Origin of the sequence: Mucilaginibacter sp. (assembly GCF_028288205.1) — a bacterium.
GTDB lineage: Bacteria > Bacteroidota > Bacteroidia > Sphingobacteriales > Sphingobacteriaceae > Mucilaginibacter.
Genome location: NZ_JAQBOD010000045.1, coordinates 22,354 through 39,775, shown reverse-complemented (window position 1 = coordinate 39,775; position 17,422 = coordinate 22,354). Strand labels below are relative to the sequence as shown.

13 protein-coding genes are annotated in these 17,422 nt (G+C 41.3%); 6 read left to right on the top strand and 7 right to left on the bottom strand.

Features of this window, described 5'->3' with window-relative positions; genetic code table 11:
• Positions 1 to 4: 4 nt before the first annotated feature.
• Positions 5 to 1,321: an FAD-dependent oxidoreductase gene (locus JWR23_RS10665; RefSeq protein WP_299515958.1), complete on the top strand. Its 1,317-nt coding sequence runs from the start codon at positions 5 to 7 to the stop codon at positions 1,319 to 1,321.
• A gap of 54 nt (positions 1,322 to 1,375) precedes the next feature.
• On the opposite strand, the gene JWR23_RS10660 is transcribed toward JWR23_RS10665, so the two are convergent.
• Together JWR23_RS10660 and JWR23_RS10655 are read right to left on the bottom strand one after the other, a co-directional pair.
• The gene (locus JWR23_RS10660) at positions 1,376 to 1,687 is read right to left on the bottom strand and encodes a Dabb family protein (RefSeq protein WP_299515956.1); all 312 of its coding nucleotides are present in this window, start codon (positions 1,685 to 1,687) and stop codon (positions 1,376 to 1,378) included.
• A gap of 35 nt (positions 1,688 to 1,722) precedes the next feature.
• A complete protein-coding gene (locus tag JWR23_RS10655; RefSeq protein ID WP_299515954.1) occupies positions 1,723 to 2,379 on the bottom strand; it encodes an HAD family phosphatase in 657 nt (218 codons plus the stop codon).
• A 143-nt stretch (positions 2,380 to 2,522) separates the two neighbouring features.
• On the opposite strand from JWR23_RS10655, the gene JWR23_RS10650 reads away from it, so the two are divergent.
• From JWR23_RS10650 to odhB, 3 genes are all read left to right on the top strand, one after another.
• Positions 2,523 to 3,815 carry a DASH family cryptochrome gene (locus tag JWR23_RS10650; protein ID WP_299515952.1) on the top strand — a complete coding sequence of 431 codons (1,293 nt, stop codon included), beginning with the start codon at positions 2,523 to 2,525 and terminating at the stop codon, positions 3,813 to 3,815.
• 586 nt (positions 3,816 to 4,401) lie between these two features.
• Positions 4,402 to 7,200, top strand: a complete 2,799-nt coding sequence (locus JWR23_RS10645) for a 2-oxoglutarate dehydrogenase E1 component (protein ID WP_299515950.1) — start codon at positions 4,402 to 4,404, stop codon at positions 7,198 to 7,200.
• An 80-nt stretch (positions 7,201 to 7,280) separates the two neighbouring features.
• Positions 7,281 to 8,534, top strand: a complete 1,254-nt coding sequence (odhB, locus tag JWR23_RS10640; protein WP_299515947.1) for a 2-oxoglutarate dehydrogenase complex dihydrolipoyllysine-residue succinyltransferase — start codon at positions 7,281 to 7,283, stop codon at positions 8,532 to 8,534.
• 516 nt (positions 8,535 to 9,050) lie between these two features.
• Here odhB and JWR23_RS10635 read toward each other — a convergent pair.
• Complete coding sequence (locus tag JWR23_RS10635) at positions 9,051 to 9,506, bottom strand: DinB family protein (protein WP_299515945.1); 456 nt, start codon at positions 9,504 to 9,506, stop codon at positions 9,051 to 9,053.
• Between the two features lie 104 nt (positions 9,507 to 9,610).
• Here JWR23_RS10635 and JWR23_RS10630 point away from each other — a divergent pair, with 104 nt between their 5' ends.
• Both JWR23_RS10630 and JWR23_RS10625 read left to right on the top strand, forming a co-directional pair.
• The gene (locus tag JWR23_RS10630) at positions 9,611 to 11,326 is read left to right on the top strand and encodes a glycosyltransferase family 39 protein (RefSeq protein WP_299515942.1); all 1,716 of its coding nucleotides are present in this window, start codon (positions 9,611 to 9,613) and stop codon (positions 11,324 to 11,326) included.
• Between the two features lie 11 nt (positions 11,327 to 11,337).
• On the top strand, positions 11,338 to 12,372 hold the full coding sequence (locus tag JWR23_RS10625) for a hypothetical protein (RefSeq protein WP_299515940.1): 1,035 nt from the start codon (positions 11,338 to 11,340) through the stop codon (positions 12,370 to 12,372).
• A gap of 108 nt (positions 12,373 to 12,480) precedes the next feature.
• On the opposite strand, the gene JWR23_RS10620 is transcribed toward JWR23_RS10625, so the two are convergent.
• The 4 genes from JWR23_RS10620 to JWR23_RS10605 all read right to left on the bottom strand — a co-directional run bounded on the left by JWR23_RS10620 (position 12,481) and on the right by JWR23_RS10605 (position 17,357).
• The gene (locus tag JWR23_RS10620) at positions 12,481 to 13,203 is read right to left on the bottom strand and encodes a head GIN domain-containing protein (protein ID WP_299515939.1); all 723 of its coding nucleotides are present in this window, start codon (positions 13,201 to 13,203) and stop codon (positions 12,481 to 12,483) included.
• Between the two features lie 60 nt (positions 13,204 to 13,263).
• Positions 13,264 to 14,946 carry a M1 family metallopeptidase gene (locus JWR23_RS10615; RefSeq protein WP_299515938.1) on the bottom strand — a complete coding sequence of 561 codons (1,683 nt, stop codon included), beginning with the start codon at positions 14,944 to 14,946 and terminating at the stop codon, positions 13,264 to 13,266.
• 25 nt (positions 14,947 to 14,971) lie between these two features.
• The gene (locus JWR23_RS10610; protein WP_299515937.1) at positions 14,972 to 15,103 is read right to left on the bottom strand and encodes a hypothetical protein; all 132 of its coding nucleotides are present in this window, start codon (positions 15,101 to 15,103) and stop codon (positions 14,972 to 14,974) included.
• Between the two features lie 358 nt (positions 15,104 to 15,461).
• Positions 15,462 to 17,357 (bottom strand): CocE/NonD family hydrolase, encoded by a 1,896-nt coding sequence (locus tag JWR23_RS10605; protein ID WP_299515935.1) that lies wholly within the window; start codon positions 17,355 to 17,357, stop codon positions 15,462 to 15,464.
• Positions 17,358 to 17,422 lie beyond the last annotated feature (65 nt).

The window sequence follows — 17,422 nt, the reverse complement described above, 5'->3', positions numbered from 1 at the left end:
GCAAATGGTGAAAAAATTATTCCTGTTAATTCTATTTTTTAATTACTATTTCACCTATGCCGAAACTATTAAAACAGATGTGCTGGTTATTGGCAGCGGTGCCGGCGCAGTAGCCGCGGCTATGCAATGCGCGCACAGCAAGGTAAAAACAATATTACTGGTTAAAGGCGGCTGGCTGGAAAGCATGCAGTCGCAAAAGATGGAAGTTATAACTACAGGTAGTAATTTACCTTCCGGAATTTGGGGGCAGTTTAGAAAAGATGTACAAAACTTCTATAAAAAAATTCCCGGCTATGATACTACCTACAACGCGCCTTTAAAATTTGAACCCTATACAGGTGCGGCTATCCTGAAAAAAACAGCGGATACCACAAAAAATCTCGCCATAAAATTAAATACATCCTATACAGCTATTAAAAAAGACGGAACAGGCTGGAATGTTAGTATAACCGTAAATGGCAAAACAGATTATATTAAAGCAAAAGTAATAATTGACGCTACCGAAACGGGCGAGGTAGTAACTACTGCAGGCGCTAAATTGCCGGCAGCAATGGCATACAGCGATAAATTATACCGCACTGCTATTGTTTCGGGTGATTTTTTAAAAAAAGCGGATGAGTTGTTGAAACCGGGGTACCCGCCACCTCCGGCATATTATCTTCCTGTTAAAGCGCTGGTAGCGCAAGACGCTGATAACTTATTTATTGCTGACAAAGCCCTGGGGATTGCGCCGGACCTGCAAAATTTATCAATGCAAATGGCAGCAGGACAGGGCGCCGGAACAATGGCGGCCTTTTGCGTGTTTTTTAAAACTACTCAGAAAAATTTAAAAGTAAGGCTGATACAAGGCGAGTTATTAGATTTTAAGGGTTACATTTTACCTTTTGACGATGTTAACACAACCGACCGTTATTTTAGGGCGATACAGCAAATAAGCGCAACAGGATTACTTAAAGGTATACAACAAACAAATGGTAATACTTTGCAATTTGTTTTTTTGCCGGACGCGATAGTTAATACTACAGAAATAAAACCTGTTTTAACAGAAATATACAGCCGCGCGTTTATATGGTTTAATAAGAATAAACCGGGCGAACAGTTTACCGTGGGCAACCTGTTATCTTTTATCGGTGAGATCACACTTACAGAACCTCAGACATTTCAAACCACTATACAAAAGGAATGGAAAACAACGTATAAGTTCGCTTCGGATTTTGATATGAACCGGCCCATTACCCGCCGTGAGTTTGCTATACTGGCCAACCAGTTTCTTAACCCGTTTGCAAGGGTTGTTGATCTGGATGGGAGAATGGTGAATTAGGTATATACTTCCAATCGCTCACGTACGCCTGGTGCTGAATTGATGAGTATTTAACTACACATTCACCGCATCTGTAACCACAACCTTTTCACAAAGCGGCCCCGCATATTTGGCTACAAACTCATCATGTATGGGATGTATTTGATAAGCATCATGCCCGGCCTGGTTATCAAACAATATCAATAACGAAGCATCATAAGATCGCTCTACAACGCTGCGGTGTGTGTCGGCAGGTATGCCGATATGTATATCGCGCACATGGCTAATGGGTGCCAATATATTTAAACCTTCAATTAGCTTTTGCAGGTCGGCTTTATCTTTGAGCCAAAAATGTACATGGTGTACAAAGGTGTTTTTTAGTTGCATGGGTTTATTTTTAATAGCGGTTAAATATATAAAAGCTAATTGAACAGATCAGCCAGTTTTTGAAAATCAAGTTCTGTAAAATCAGTTATAATAAGGTCAGCCGGTTGTAGTTTATCCGGCGGATGGCTGGTTGTTATACCTATTACTTTCATGCCCGCGGCGTTGGCTGCTTTAATGCCAGCCAATGAATCTTCAAACACCACGCAATCTTCGGGTTTAACGCCCAGATCATCGGCGGCCTTTAAAAATATCTGCGGATTGGGTTTTGATTTGCTTACCCGGTTACCATCAATAATAGCGTCAAAATATTTTCTTACAGGTACGTGGCTCAATATAAAATCTATATCATCAATCGTTGCTGATGATGCCATAGCCAACTTTATACCGTCGTTTTTTAATTCGATAAGAAAGTTTTCCAGTCCATTTATGGGTGTAACAAACGGACCATATAGTTGCTTATAAAGTCCTTCCTTTTCCTTAAGCAGTTCTCTTAACCGGGACTCATCAGCGTCGGCAAAAAGCCTTTTTAAGGTATCCATAATGGGTACGCCACTTATTTGGGTATAATAAGTTTCAGGGCTAAGGTCGCCCATGCTGTATTTTTTAAATAGCGTTTGCCATGATTTTAGGTGATAAGGGGTATTATCAACCATAGTGCCGTCCATGTCAAAAATCGCCGCGAATTTTTTCAAGCTGGTCTGTTTTTGTAGTCGGCTAAATTAGAATATTAGGGCAGAGTTTTGTTCATCCAACAGTAAAAATGTTGGCTTCATGTCAAATATTGGATATATAACGTACATTAAAGTAAATAAATTGCAAATTTGTAGGTAGCAATATGAGTGAAAAAATAATACTGGTTTGGTTTAGGAATGATTTGCGTATCCATGATAATGAAATATTGTTAGAGGCTATCCGTAAAGCTGATAAAGTATTGCCTGTGTATTGTTTTGATCCTTATTATTTCCAAAAGACTGCTGATGGGATTCCTAAGACCGGCAATTTTAGGGCGCGTTTCCTTTTAGAATCCGTAGCCGATCTGCGAAAAAACTTACGTGCCCTTGGCAGCGAATTAATTATCCGCATAGGTAATCCTGCCGAAATATTACCGCAATTGGCAGAAGAATATCAGGTGAACGAGGTATATCACCATCGTGAGGTAGCTTATGAAGAAACCGATATATCTGAACAGGTAGAAACCGCTCTCTGGAAAATAAGATTAAATCTTAAACATTTTATAGGGCATACTTTATACCATAAAGAAGACCTGCCTTTCCCGATAAAAGACATACCCGATAGCTTTGCTACCTTCAAGAAAAAAGTAGAGCGCGACAGTAATGTGCGCCCTTGTATTGACACTCCCGAAAATATTAATACGCCGGAAATTGCTGATGCGGGTGAATTGCCAACCTTACAGCAATTAGGTTTGGATGAACCTGTTGATGACCCGCGTGCCGCAATAAAATTTACAGGCGGAGAAACAGCCGCTTTATCCCGTTTGCAGGAATATTTTGAAAGCAGTAATGCAGTTACTACAGGCAAGGGGCGTAATGTCTCTGCCGATCATTCTTCTAAACTTTCGCCCTGGATATCGTTGGGTTGTATATCTATGCGGCAGGTATATTGGGCGGTTATAAAGCATGAACAGGAAACACATATCCATACGGGTGCATTATTGTTAGAGTTATTATGGCGCGATTACTTCAGGTTCATGTTCAAGAAGCATGGAAAAAAGTTTTTTGCAAATGATGATGCAGAAACCGAACCATCTGCCAGGCAGCATGCACTTTTTGAAACCTGGAAAAATGGTGAAACAGGGATCCCATTTATTGATGCCAGCATGCATGAGTTAAATGCCACGGGTTATATTGGCAATTTTAGCAGGCAAATGGTAGCAGGTTATTTAGTGCGCGATTTGGGTATAGACTGGAAAAAAGGAGTAGCTTATTTTGAAGAAAAACTGATAGACTATTCACCGGCAAGTAACTGGGGCAACTGGGCCTTTGTTGCCGGCCTGGGCCATGACCCGCGCGATAACCGGTATTTTAATATTACCAAACAAGCAACCGAACTGGAAACCAAGAGTGATTTTATAAGTACCTGGCTGCCGGAGACGGTGGCGGCGGGGTAGGCGCGCCGGTTACTCACCCGCGGCACTTCATGCGCGACCCTCTCTTCGCTGCGCGGAAAGAGGGTTGGGATAATCAAAAAAATAAAATAACCCTCTTTCCGCCAAAGGCGAAGAGAGGGTGGTCGAGCGTAGCGATGACCGGGTGAGTTACCGGCGCACGTTTATTACCGCTTGTAGTATGATGAATTATTTGTATTTTCAATCCATCGAAACCAAGGCATAGTCTCAAATCAAGTAACCGCCGTCCTGTAACAATTAACCCAATCCATCGTCTAAAAAATACTATAAGGTAATAATGGGGTAGCTGTTAAAACCATTGTATATTTGATATATGAACCCATTTGAACAATTTACAATAATCATTGGCTTGCTGGCCATGCTTTTTGAAGGCTTGGGTTACCTGGGGGCTTTCCTCAAGAAAATTCTGCATTAATCTTACCATTTATTTGTTGTTAAAATTTGCTATCTGCCCGGGTAGTACAAAAAATGCGCTTTTTTGTGGGAAACGTAGTAAATCATTTACAATTAAATTAAAAGTTTATAATACGTTATGCTTACTTTTGCACTGTTTTAAGACTGCTTTACAATGGATAGCCTCAATTATATAAATAATGGCAATGCAGCTTTTATAGATTCTCTATACGAAGCTTATAAACAAGACCCCCAATCGGTTGATTTTGGTTGGCAAAAATTCTTTGAAGGGTTTGATTTTGGCAGAGGGGCACAGGCTCCTATAGTAAGTGCTGAAACACCCGATCATTTTTTAAAAGAGATCAACGTACTCAACATGATAGATGGCTACCGCGGCAGGGGGCACCTGTTTGCAAAAACCAACCCTGTACGTGATCGTCGTCAATATTTTCCGGGGAAGGAACTGGAGACCTTTGGCCTGGCTAAATCAGATCTTGACACTGTATTTAATGCAGGTGTTGAAGTTGGAATGGGTCCGTCTAAATTGCGCGATATTCTTCAAATGCTTGAAGAAACCTATTGTGGTACAATAGGCACAGAATACCATTATATACGTAACCCTATAAAGGTTAAATGGTTCCAGGACAGGATGGAAAGTCAGCGTAACAAGCCGTCGTTTTCTGCAGAAGAGAAAAAGCTGATGCTGCGCAAAGTGAGCGAAGCCGTTATTTTCGAAAATTTTCTGGGCACAAAATTTCTTGGGCAAAAGCGCTTCTCGTTAGAAGGTGCCGAGGCTTTAATACCTGCAATGGATTCTGTTATCCAAAAGGGAGCAACTTTAGGTATTGAAGAATTTACCATAGGTATGGCTCACCGCGGACGCTTAAACGTGCTGGCTAATATCATGAAGAAAACCTACAAAGAAATATTCTCTGAGTTTGAAGGTAAAAATTATGACGAAGATTCGACCGCGGGTGGTGACGTTAAATATCACTTAGGTTTCTCGACAGATGTTGAGGCCGAAAATGGTAAAAAAGTACACTTGAGCCTATGCCCTAATCCATCGCATTTAGAAGCGGTTGATCCGGTTGTTGAAGGTTTAACCCGCTCAAAAATTGATTTTAAATACAACGGCGATCATACCAAAATAGCGCCGATATTGATACATGGTGATGCTTCTGTAGCAGGCCAGGGTATTGTATACGAAGTTTTACAAATGGAAAAACTGGATGGCTACCGCACAGGCGGCACCATTCACCTGGTTATTAATAACCAGATAGGTTTTACCACCAACTTTATTGATGCCCGTTCAAGTACTTATTGTACTGATGTGGCAAAAACGGTTTTATCGCCTGTTTTTCATGTTAATGGTGATGATGTTGAGGCTTTGGCTTATGTAATTAACATGGCTATGGAATATCGCCAGGTTTTTCATGATGATGTGTTTATAGATATATTATGTTACCGCAGGTATGGCCATAATGAGGCGGATGAGCCTAAGTTTACCCAGCCTATATTGTACAAAGCCATTGAGTCACACCCCAACCCGCGTGAGGTTTATTTGAGCAAGCTAATGGCCGAAGGTGTTATTAATGATGCCGAGGTGAAGGAAATGGAAAAGGATTTCCGCAGCTTACTGCAGGAAGAACTGAACGAATCAAAAGCGGAGGACAAGTTTACAGAATCTATACCAATGTTTGCAGGTGCCTGGAACGGATTGCACTTAGCTACCGACGCGGATTTTAACGTGCCTGTAAATACAGCTGTATCTAAAGAAGAACTATTAACTATCGGTAAAAAAATAACAGACCTGCCTAAAGGCAAACAGTTTTTCAAGAAAATTGAAAAGCTGTTTGAAGAGCGCAGCAAAATGGTTAACACTACCCAAACTTTTGATTGGGCCATGGGCGAGTTAATGGCTTATGGTAGCTTATTAAAAGATGGCCACCCGGTGCGTTTAAGCGGTGAGGATGTGAAGAGGGGTACTTTCTCGCATCGCCACGCGGTACTAACACTGGCCGATTCGGAAGACGAATACACGCCATTGGATACTATAGGCGGCGGGAAATTCAGCATATATAATTCATTATTATCAGAATATGGTGTTTTAGGTTTTGAATATGGCTATGCTCTGGCAAACCCTAACGCCTTAACTATATGGGAAGCACAGTTTGGCGATTTCTTTAACGGCGCGCAAACCATTGTTGACCAATACATAGTAAGTGCCGAAACCAAATGGCAGCGTGGTAATGGCCTGGTAATGTTATTGCCTCATGGTTATGAGGGCCAGGGGCCTGAGCATTCATCAGCACGTATTGAGCGCTTTATGGAGCTTTGTGCTGAGAATAATATCCAGGTAGCAAATTGTACCACCCCGGCTAACTTCTTCCACATATTGCGCCGCCAGCTGGCCCGCGATTTCCGCAAGCCATTAATCATATTTACACCAAAAAGCTTATTGCGTAATCCTAAATGTGTATCGCCTCTGGCAGATTTTACTGATGGCACTTTCAAAGAGGTTATAGATGATACTTACGCTGATGCTAAAAAAGTTAAACGCGTATTGTTTTGCTCTGGCAAGGTGTATTATGACCTGTTAGAGAAACAACAGGTTGATGAGCGTAAAGATATAGCCATAGTTCGTTTGGAGCAATTGTATCCAACTCCTGTACAGCAGTTAGCCAAAATCAGGGCCAAATACACTAAAGCGACAGATTTCATATGGGTACAGGAAGAGCCTGAGAATATGGGTGCATGGCCATACCTGTATCGTAAATCGCGTACAGAGGAAGCTTTGAAATTTGATATTATATCACGTAATGAAAGCAGCAGTACAGCTACCGGCTTCGCCAAACAGCATGCGGCGCAGCAATTATATATTATATCGAAAGCGTTTGAATCGCCTGCAGGCAAAAAATTAAAAGATACAGTTAAAAAAACAGCCGAAAAAATGGCTGTTGCCGGAGCTGATTAATAGCTTACAACTTATAAAGATTTGACAACTTTTTAGGAGTTGTCAAATCTTTCATATATAAAACTTACAACTAACCAAAAATGAGTTTAGAAATTAAAGTTCCGCCGGTAGGCGAATCAATTACAGAGGTAACCTTATCAAGCTGGCTAAAAAAAGACGGCGATACCGTAGCGATGGATGAAGCCATTGCCGAACTGGAATCTGATAAAGCTACTTTTGAGCTTACTGCCGAAAAAGCGGGCGTATTAAAAACAATAGCAAAAGAGGGTGATGTTTTAGCCATCGGCGCTGTTGTTTGCAGTATTGAGGATGGAGGAGGAGCTGCCGTGGCACCTGCACCTAAGGCTGAAGCTGCACCTGCCGCAAAAGCAGAGGCCGTGCCGGTTGCTGCCACTGCCGAAAAAGGAACTACCTATGCGTCGGGCACACCATCGCCTGCTGCTGCAAAAATATTAGCCGAAAAAGGTGTCGACCCGGCTGCTCTAACAGGTACAGGCGTTAATGGCCGTATTACTAAAGAGGACGCATTATCAATAGATAAGGCTTCAGAAAATCCGCAAAACAGGACCGCAGCAGCTGCTGCACCGGCTCCCGCGCCGGTACCAACTCCTGCCGCCCCTGTAAAGGTTGGCGAAAGAAGTGAGCGCCGCGAAAAAATGTCGCCGTTGCGTAAAACAGTTGCCAGGCGCCTGGTTGCCGTTAAAAACGAAACAGCGATGTTAACTACTTTTAACGAAGTGGATATGTCGCCAATAATGGAGATCCGCAGTAAATACAAAGATAAATTTAAAGAAAAACATGGTGTTGGCTTAGGCTTTATGTCGTTCTTCACCAAAGCGGTTACCGAGGCGTTAAAAGAATGGCCTTCGGTTGGCGCACGCATAGAAGGCGAAGAAGTGGTATATAGCAACTTTACCGATATTTCTATAGCGGTGTCTGCCCCTAAAGGATTGGTAGTGCCTGTTATCCGTAACGCGGATGGCATGAGCCTTGCCGAAATTGAAAAAGCGGTAGTAGCTTTAGCCGGAAAGGCTCGCGACAATAAACTATCATTAGAAGAAATGACTGGCGGAACGTTCACTATCACCAACGGTGGTGTGTTTGGTTCTATGCTGTCTACACCTATAATTAACTCGCCGCAATCGGCTATTTTGGGTATGCATAATATTATTGAGCGCCCTGTTGCCGTAAACGGCCAGGTAGTTATCCGCCCGATGATGTATGTAGCTTTATCTTATGACCACCGCATTGTTGATGGCCGTGAATCGGTAAGCTTCCTGGTAAGGGTTAAACAGTTGCTGGAAGATCCTGCGAGATTGTTGTTGGGCGTGTAGTCCCCTCTAAATCTCCCCCGGTAGGGGAGACTTTTAAATATTGAAGGCCCGGTTTTTCCGGGCCTTCAATATTTATCACCACGTCATTCCGAGTACCCATCAGAGCCAACCCTGAAAAAAATCGTTATGACGTGTGAAGAAAGGGAAACTATATAAAACTCGTTGTCATTTCGAGCGGTAGCGAGAAATCTATGCATTTCAATCCGTCTGCTTAGCGCGTGTATAGATCTCTTACTATGTTCGAGATGTAAATTTTAATTGTATTGATAATCAATAACTTATAATCACGTCATTGCGAGGAACGAAGCAATCTCTACATACGCTAATCAATCAGAAAAACGTTTGTTTGAAGTGCTATCAAAAACAATATTCTTTTTAACTGTCCTACGTAGAGATTGCTTCGTTCCTCGCAATGACGCATTGGAAGTGGGTCTTTATATATTAAAAACAAAAAAATGGTGACACCATTTTGCCAGTGTATATGGATGTAGGCACTTGTAGGTACCTACACTTATTTTACAAAGCCCTCTTCAGCGCCATAATATATCCTACATGCAATCCATCATGAAACGGCAAAAAATTAACCGCTTCGCTAATATTATTTATTTCGACACCATAGCGGGTTGTCCAGGGCGTATAGTTGGTGAACAGGTTATTTTTAATATCTGTTTCTAATTGATCAACGGTTGATATCAATAGCGCTTTTATAGTCTCCAGTTCGGCAGCATTAATAAACTTTTCGGGTTTGGTATCGGGCTTATAGGTCATGAAAAAGGTTTCATCAACTATGGTATCTATACCGGCGCGCCTATAGCACAAACCCTGCTGCGCGGCAATCATATGCGCCAGGTTCCAGATAATGTTATTATTAAAACCTGCGGGAATTTTGTTTAGTTGTTCAATAGTAAGCCCTTCGGTAAGCTTAACCAAGCTAAGCCTCGGCATTTTTATTATTTCGATTGATTTGAACATGAGTTATAAAATATCGGGCTAATGTAAGCTAATCTGCTTAAATACATTTGTCTTGGCACAGCAATTATTTATATACATTTGCGTTTATTGAACTTAGCTTTTAAATGCCATTGTCGTCGCAACAGCAAAATTCTGTACAATCTGATAAACCCGTTTGGTTTTTTTTAATATGCTGGACAGTTTTAAATCTTATACAAGCCTATACTCTTGAACTGCATGCCGACGAGGCTTACTACTGGGTATATTCCCGTTTTTTAGACTGGGGTTATTTTGATCACCCGCCCATGGTGGCCCTGTTTATCCGCGCAGGCGATAGTATAATGCATAATGAGTTGGGTTTGCGCCTTATTACGATATTAACCAGCAGCGCGTCCATCTATATATTATGGCTCATCCTTAAAAAATATGCAGTTGATGCCTGGGCGTTTATACTGGTGGTATCGGGTACGCTCATATTTCATATTTATGGCTTTACTACTACGCCGGATGCGCCGCTGTTCTTTTTCGCGGTGCTGTTTTACTACTTCTACCAAAAATATATTGATGAGGATAAGTGGTCGCTGGCGCTGATATTAGGCGTAATTATAGCATGTATGTTATACAGTAAATATCATGCGGTATTACTGGTTGCATTTACCGTTATAAGTAACATTAAGTTATTAAAGCGACCATCGTTTTATTTAATTGCAGTATTAGCACTTGTATTATATATGCCACATATTTTATGGCAGGTAAATCATGGATATCCATCCATCAATTATCATCTGTATGAACGATCGGCAGCCAGGTATAATCCTTCCAACAGCTGGTTATATATCCCGGGGCAGCTGCTAATGGCCGGACCTATCATCAGCTGGTTTGTACTTTACAGTGCTTTCAGCATTAAAATTAGGGATGCCTTTACCAGGTGTTTGCTGGTAAATGGCATTGGCACATTTATATTCTTTTTCCTATCCACCTTTAGGGGAGAAGCCCAACCGCACTGGACCCTGATAGCTTTCGCGCCGCTGGTTATGCTGGCATTAATAAAATTCAAACAGGCAAATACAAGTTTGACATGGTTTTACAGGGCCGCGTTAATTAACATGACCATAATTGTATTGTTCAGGGTAAGCATTATATTTTCTCTTCCGTTTGTTTTACAGATAGGGCAGATAAAAAGTTATTTTGGTTTTAAAAAATGGGCGCATGTGGTACAACAAAAAGCCGGTAATGCCTATGTTATTATGGATAACGGGTTCCAGGATCCATCTAAGTATGATTATTACACCAATACGCTAAAAGGTTTTTCATACGATTCAAGGTACTATCGTTTAACCCAGTTTGATATTTGGCCCATCGAAGAGAAAATGCGGCACCAGCGTGTATTGCATTTAATTGATTCGCCCAATACAGCTACCACAGATTCAATAAAAACAAAAAACTGGAGCTGGTATGTTGAGTGGGTAGATGATGTACGTACCTATCAAAAGGTAAAGGTCGAGACGACCATCCATCAATTAAAATTACATTCAGGCGAAAAAAAGGATATTGATTTAACCATTACAAATCCATATCCTTACAGCATAAATTTCAGTAATATTGGGGTTAAGCATGAAGTAGTGTTTGGCGCTTGTTTTTTTAGGAATGATGGTGAGATATTATTGCAACGGGGCGATGATAGTTTTAATAACATCAGTTTAAAACCCGGTGAAAGCACGCATTTCACGTTCCATTTAATCGCGCCGCAAAAAGGCAAGTACGAAATGATGTTTTCTATACGTACCACACCGTTTGAGGGGAGCAAGAATAGCCGGGTCATTGATCTGGAAGTTGAATAAAAAAGATATTTATGTTTAAAAAGGTTTACATACTCCTTATAATTTCGGCTATAACAAGTACAGCGGCTATTGCACAACAAAGCCTGGACATTAATTTTAACGGACTTGGGTTTTTAGATAACCGGGAGTATAAAGCTTTTATACCGCGTTCGCATACCTTTTCCGGCACGCGTACTACTATTGATTTTGGATTGAACCTGGATAGCCTGAACCATTTTATTGTTGGTGCCAATGCGCTGCATGAGTTTGGTGCCATTCCGTTTTTTGGTAAGGTAGACCCGGTAGCATACTATAAATACACCGGTAAAAACTGGAATTTTTATGCCGGCGAATTTCCGCGCGAAGGATTGATAAGCGATTATCCCCGTGCTTTATTAAATGATACCCTGCGCTATTACCGCCCCAATGTAGAAGGCTTACTGGCCCGCTACCAAAACGAAAACTTTACAGAAACAGGCTGGATAGATTGGGTAAGCAGGCAAACAGTTACCCAGCGCGAGCAGTTTTTATTCGGTTTTTCAGGCAGGTACAAGCCAAATGCTTACGGGCCGTTTTATATATCGCATTATTTTTTGCTGATGCATGATGCCGGGGCAGAGGTGTTATTACCTAACGATCATATTAGCGATAACGGCGGTGGCATAATAAAACTGGGATTAGATTTTAGTCATAAAACGGTTTTTGATTCCCTGTCGTTTGAAGCAGGGGGATTGTTCTCTTTAGAGCGTGAGCGTGGTGTAAATGGCTTTAAAACCCCGGCAGGGTTTGTATTTAATGCTTACCTAAGCTATCATAAAATAGCGTTATACGAAGAGTTTTACCATGGGAAAGGCAGCCATATTGATTATGGTGATTCATACTATTCCAAACCAACCTATAACCGTATAGATATTATTTACACCCCCTTTAAATTCAAAAACATTCAGGGACAATTTATAGCCAGCTTCCATTTCTCGCCGGGATATTTAAATGATAACCAGGAAGCTTTTAGAATAAGTTATGATTTAGGGAGGAAGGTATTGAAGAGGTTTAGTGCGGATAGATAATCTGTCATTGCTACGCTAACGCAATGACGTAGAGTAATAAAAAAGAGCGCTAGCGAAGGTCAGCGCTCTTTTTTAAGGTCCCTCTCCAAAGGAGAGGGTTGAGATAGTTTAATTCCTCTCGATACTCCCGCTACCTGTTTTTGATTTGGAGACACTCTTTGGGTTGCCGCTATAATGTACATCGCCCGAGCCGGTAACGCTGGCCTCAAGGTTGCCGTTTACATCTACAGAGGCATCGCCTGATCCGCCAACATGTGCCACTGTATTTACAGTAACAAGATCGCGGCCCGAATAATCGCCAGAGCCTGTTATACTTATTTTTGAGTTGTCGGCACGGCCCGAAACTTTAATATCACCAGATCCGGTAATATCGCTAACTAAGGTTTTTACGTTTATTTTGCCATAAAGATCACCTGACCCGGTTAACGACAGGCGCAAAGTGTTAGCATTGATGCCGTCTTTAAAATAAACATCGCCAGACCCGGTAAGGGCTATGCTGTTAACGTCTTTAATGGTAACATAAATAACTATCTTTCTGTTACCACCGCCAAAAAGACTACCCCAGCTAAAGTGGTCCTTATTAAAAATCTTTAATGTGCCGCCCTTAACTTCGGTAACAATATGGCGTATTATATTAGCGGGTGCTTCCACCTTAACAGATTCTGTTGCTCCCTGGGTGATATATACATTAAATGAGCCGGCAACATCAACTGCGTGGAAGCCTGTAAGGTGGCGATCTTCGATATCGTTACTGTTTGCTTTAGATTTTGCAAATGTTTGCCCTGCACCTGTAACCAGTATCAGCGCGATAAAAATTTTGATCAGTTTCATGATAGCTATGTTTAGTTTTTGTATAGGACGTTAGATTTATAAAAAACGTTACATTAAAAATTAATCAACAATTACACCAACATAATAATTAAATGTATCAACCTCTAAATTATCTTTAGTAATACCGTCAATACCTACCGGGGTAAAAACTCCTTTCCCGGGTTTAATAAATTTATACTCGCCGCCTTTAGCTCTTACTTTTAACGGCATATTAAATCCAAATGCATCAGCAATATATTTAGCGTTTAATTTGCCGTTAATAGTGGCAAACTCCACTATCGGCAGGTGAGGATAATGCAGGTACTGGTCAAACACAGGTAGTAAATTTATGCCGGCCTTATCGCTTATGTACCTGGTAATATCATCATAAGTAACCGTTTGATGATAAAAGGTTTTGTTTAAGCCACGCAATATGCCACGCCATTTTTCATCATCATTAATAATGGTTCTTGTCATATTTAAAATCACAGAGCCTTTATTATACATATCGCCAGAGCCTTCCTTGTTCACGTTATATGGCCCAACAATCGGGGTGCCGTTTCGTATGGTTCTGCGTAAGCCGTTAACATATTCCTGGCCCTTCTGTTTATCAGATGTGCTCTCAATAAATAACGATTCAGAATAATCGGTAAAGCTTTCATGTATCCACATATCGCCAATATCTTTTGATGTTATATTATTACCGAACCACTCATGCCCGCTTTCATGCACGATGATATAATCCCAGGTTAAACCTAACCCGGTACCTGAAAGATCAATGCCGCTTGGATTACCCCGGTTACCGGCATAATAGCCGTTAACGTAATGGTTGCCATAAGCCACAGCGCTTTGATGCTCCATGCCCAGGTGCGGTGTTTCAACCAGTTTATAACCATCTTCATACCACGGATACGGGCCAAACCAATACTCAAATGCTTTTAGCATACGCGGTACGTTTGCAGCAAATTGTTTTTTAGCTTTCTCCAGGTTATATGACAATACCCAGAAATCTGTTGTCAGCTTGCCTTTTTCGCCATTGTAAACGTCAGAGAAATGTGCATAATCTGCAATGTTGGCAGCTACATCATAGTTATTTATAGGGTTAGCCACAAACCAATCAAACCGTGTATAGCCATCTTTCAGGTCGGTTTTTTTACGCAGGCGACCGTTTGATACATCCGTCAAACCTTTAGGTACACTAATACTTATCAGGATACTGTCAACCTCATCAGCCTGCTGGTCTTTATTGGGCCACCAGATACTTGCACCTACACCCTGGCAGGCTGTAGCCACCCATGACTTGCCCAGCGAGTCTGTTTTATAAACTACACCACCATCCCATGGGGCATTTTTAGCAATGGTTGGGTTGCCCGAATAGTAAACGGTAAACTCATCTTTGCTACCCTTTGTTATGGTTTGGGGGAATGTTACAAAAACCGCGTTAAACTCGCGGGTATAGGGCAGTTCTTTTCCTTTATAAACAACTTTTTCAACCGTAAAATTGGCAAACAGGTCAAACTGCAACTTGGTAAAATCCTGCGTAGCAGTAAACTTAAACAGGTTGCTGCCGCTGATGAATTTTTTATCGATATCAAACTTCACATCCAGATGATAATAATTAATATCATAGCAAGTACGCAAGGGCGTAAGGTAGCCGCGCAAAGAATCAGCGCGGGTAAATTTGTCCTTAGGCGCCATGAGTTGCGCTTTCGCGCTAAATGTGATGACCCCTAAAAGGATGAATAGTGAGTAGCGAAGTTTCATGAATTTTATTTTATTGTAATATGTATTATTTGTCGTTGGGTTTGTAATAAATAAACTCTTCTTTGTTTTTATTGAACAGAACAACCTCATCTTTTAAATTGATAGCTATAGTTCCATTTTGATAGATCCATTTATAATTAAAGGGAAGAACTTTCATTCCTTGATTATTAAAGTAATTATAAAGATCGCCGATTTTGAATAACAAAACGTTATTGTAAAACATTAGATCAGGTTTAATATTAATTTAAACAGTTCTTTTGAACCTCGGAAATAATGCCAGTCATGGCCTTTTTTTATATATTGGGATAATAGTATCGTTGGTCAAGTTGACGGAAAAATGCTCTAAAATATCCAGATTAAAAGGGTATTTAGCGATGATATTTTGAGCATGACCGCAATTGAAATATACCGACAGCAATACCAGCAATGATCGGTGTAGTTTCATTGTTAAAATAATATGTTTAAAGATAATTAAAAAAGCGATGGGTAAAGCCCATCGCCTTTTTAAGTTGCGACTATTGTAACACGGTAACCTTTACGCTTGACGGCGCAGCTGCATCATGATAAATCCTGATGGTAGCTTTTTGAAAGTCCGAGTCCTTAGCTTTATAAATATCTACAAATTTTTGCGGGTTGCGGTCGCCAAGCGGGAACCACGTGTTTTGTATCTGTATCATAATGCGGTGGCCCTTTTTAAAGGTATGGCCAACATCGGGCAGATCATACTTAATATTAGTAACCTTACCCGGTACAAATGCTTCCGGGTGCTCAAACGAATTACGGAAACGGCCCCTGAATATTTCACCGCGTATAAGCATCTGGTAACCACCCATAACCGGGTTTTTGGTGTATGGGGTTGGATCGGTATTAAGGAAATCATCCGGGAAAACGTCAATCAGTTTCACTACATAATCCGCATCAGTACCTGTGGTTGACGAGAATAGGTTTGCCATAACCGGGCCGGTTAAAGTGATATCTTCTGTCAAAGCATCTGTTTGATAAGTTTTAACATCAGACCTCCGCGATGCAAAGCGCTGATCGTCCAGCATATACTCGCGGGTACGAGCCCGCTGCACGCCATCCTGGTAAGGTACCGGTGTGGCAGGGTCGCTTACATATTCGTCAAAACTTGTTGCCGCCTTTGGCGCGGTAAATGACAGTTTGCCATTAGCCTGCAGGTATAAGCTTTTTTCGATCGTATTTTTTGGCGGCCATGTAGCAAACTTATGCCATTTGTTTTCGCCGCTGATAAATATAGTAGCTTCAGGCAGATCCATTTTGCCTTTATCTTTTAGGTAATAATTAAAAAATGGCAACTGCACATTTTCCTGGAACCACAAACTGGCGTTCGATTCAAAATCCTGGTCGCCAAAGTAACGGCCCTCGCTGCGTTCCCAGCCACCGTGGTACCATGGCCCCAATACCAGCATGTTTTTGGCTCCGGGGTTTTGTTTTTCTATCGCTTTATAAACCTTTTGTGCACCATAAGCATCCTCTGCATCAAAAAATCCGCCGACTGTTAATACGGCTGGCTTAATGTTGGTTAAATGTGGCAATATGCTCATCCGTTGCCAAAACGAATCGTAGTTAGGGTGGTTCATCATATCATCCCAAAACTTAACCGAGTCGCCCAGGTATTTCTTTTTAAAATTAGGCAGGGCACCCATTTCAAGGTAAAATTTATAATTGTCCTTATAAGCATTAGGTATCCCGTTCAAATAACGGGGCACTGGTTTTGGTCTTGGTACACCAAAGCTGGTCAGGAACGCAAAAGCATCCATCTCAAAAAATACACCGTTATGGTGAAAGTCGTCACCTTTGAACCATTCGGTAACCGGCGCTTGTGGCGATACTGCTTTTAAAGCCGGGTGGGCATTTGGTAAAGAAGCGGTCGAGTAAAAGCCCGGGTAGGAAATACCTTCTATACCTACACGGCCATTATTATTTGGCAGATTTTTTACCAGCCAGTCAATGGTGTCGTAAGTATCGGTACTTTCGTCTGTTTTTACGCCTGCTTTTTTAGCAGCAGCATCTATTTGCGGGCGCACATTTATAAAATCGCCTTCGCTCATATAGCGGCCGCGCACATCCTCATAAACAAAAATAAAACCCTCGTGGGTTAAGGCAGTGTCTTGCCCTAACGAGGTTTTATAAGTAGCACCATAAGGGCCCGCGCTATAAGGCGTACGGGTCATGAGGATAGGAAATTTCTGACTTTTGTCTTTGGGTGAATAAATGGTGCAAAACAGTTTTGCGCCATCGCGCATGGGTATCATTTGTTCTGTTTTAACGTAATGGTCTTTAATGTAGGCAGCTTCAGCTGTAGCAGTGGGAGACATTTGAGAGCCGCGTTGGGCATAAATACCGGTAAAGCACGTTACCAGGCAAATAGCGAGAAGTAGTTTTTTCATTGTTTTAAGAGATCAGTTTGAAAGGCTAATTTAATTAAACTGATGCATTTAAATAATAAGATGTA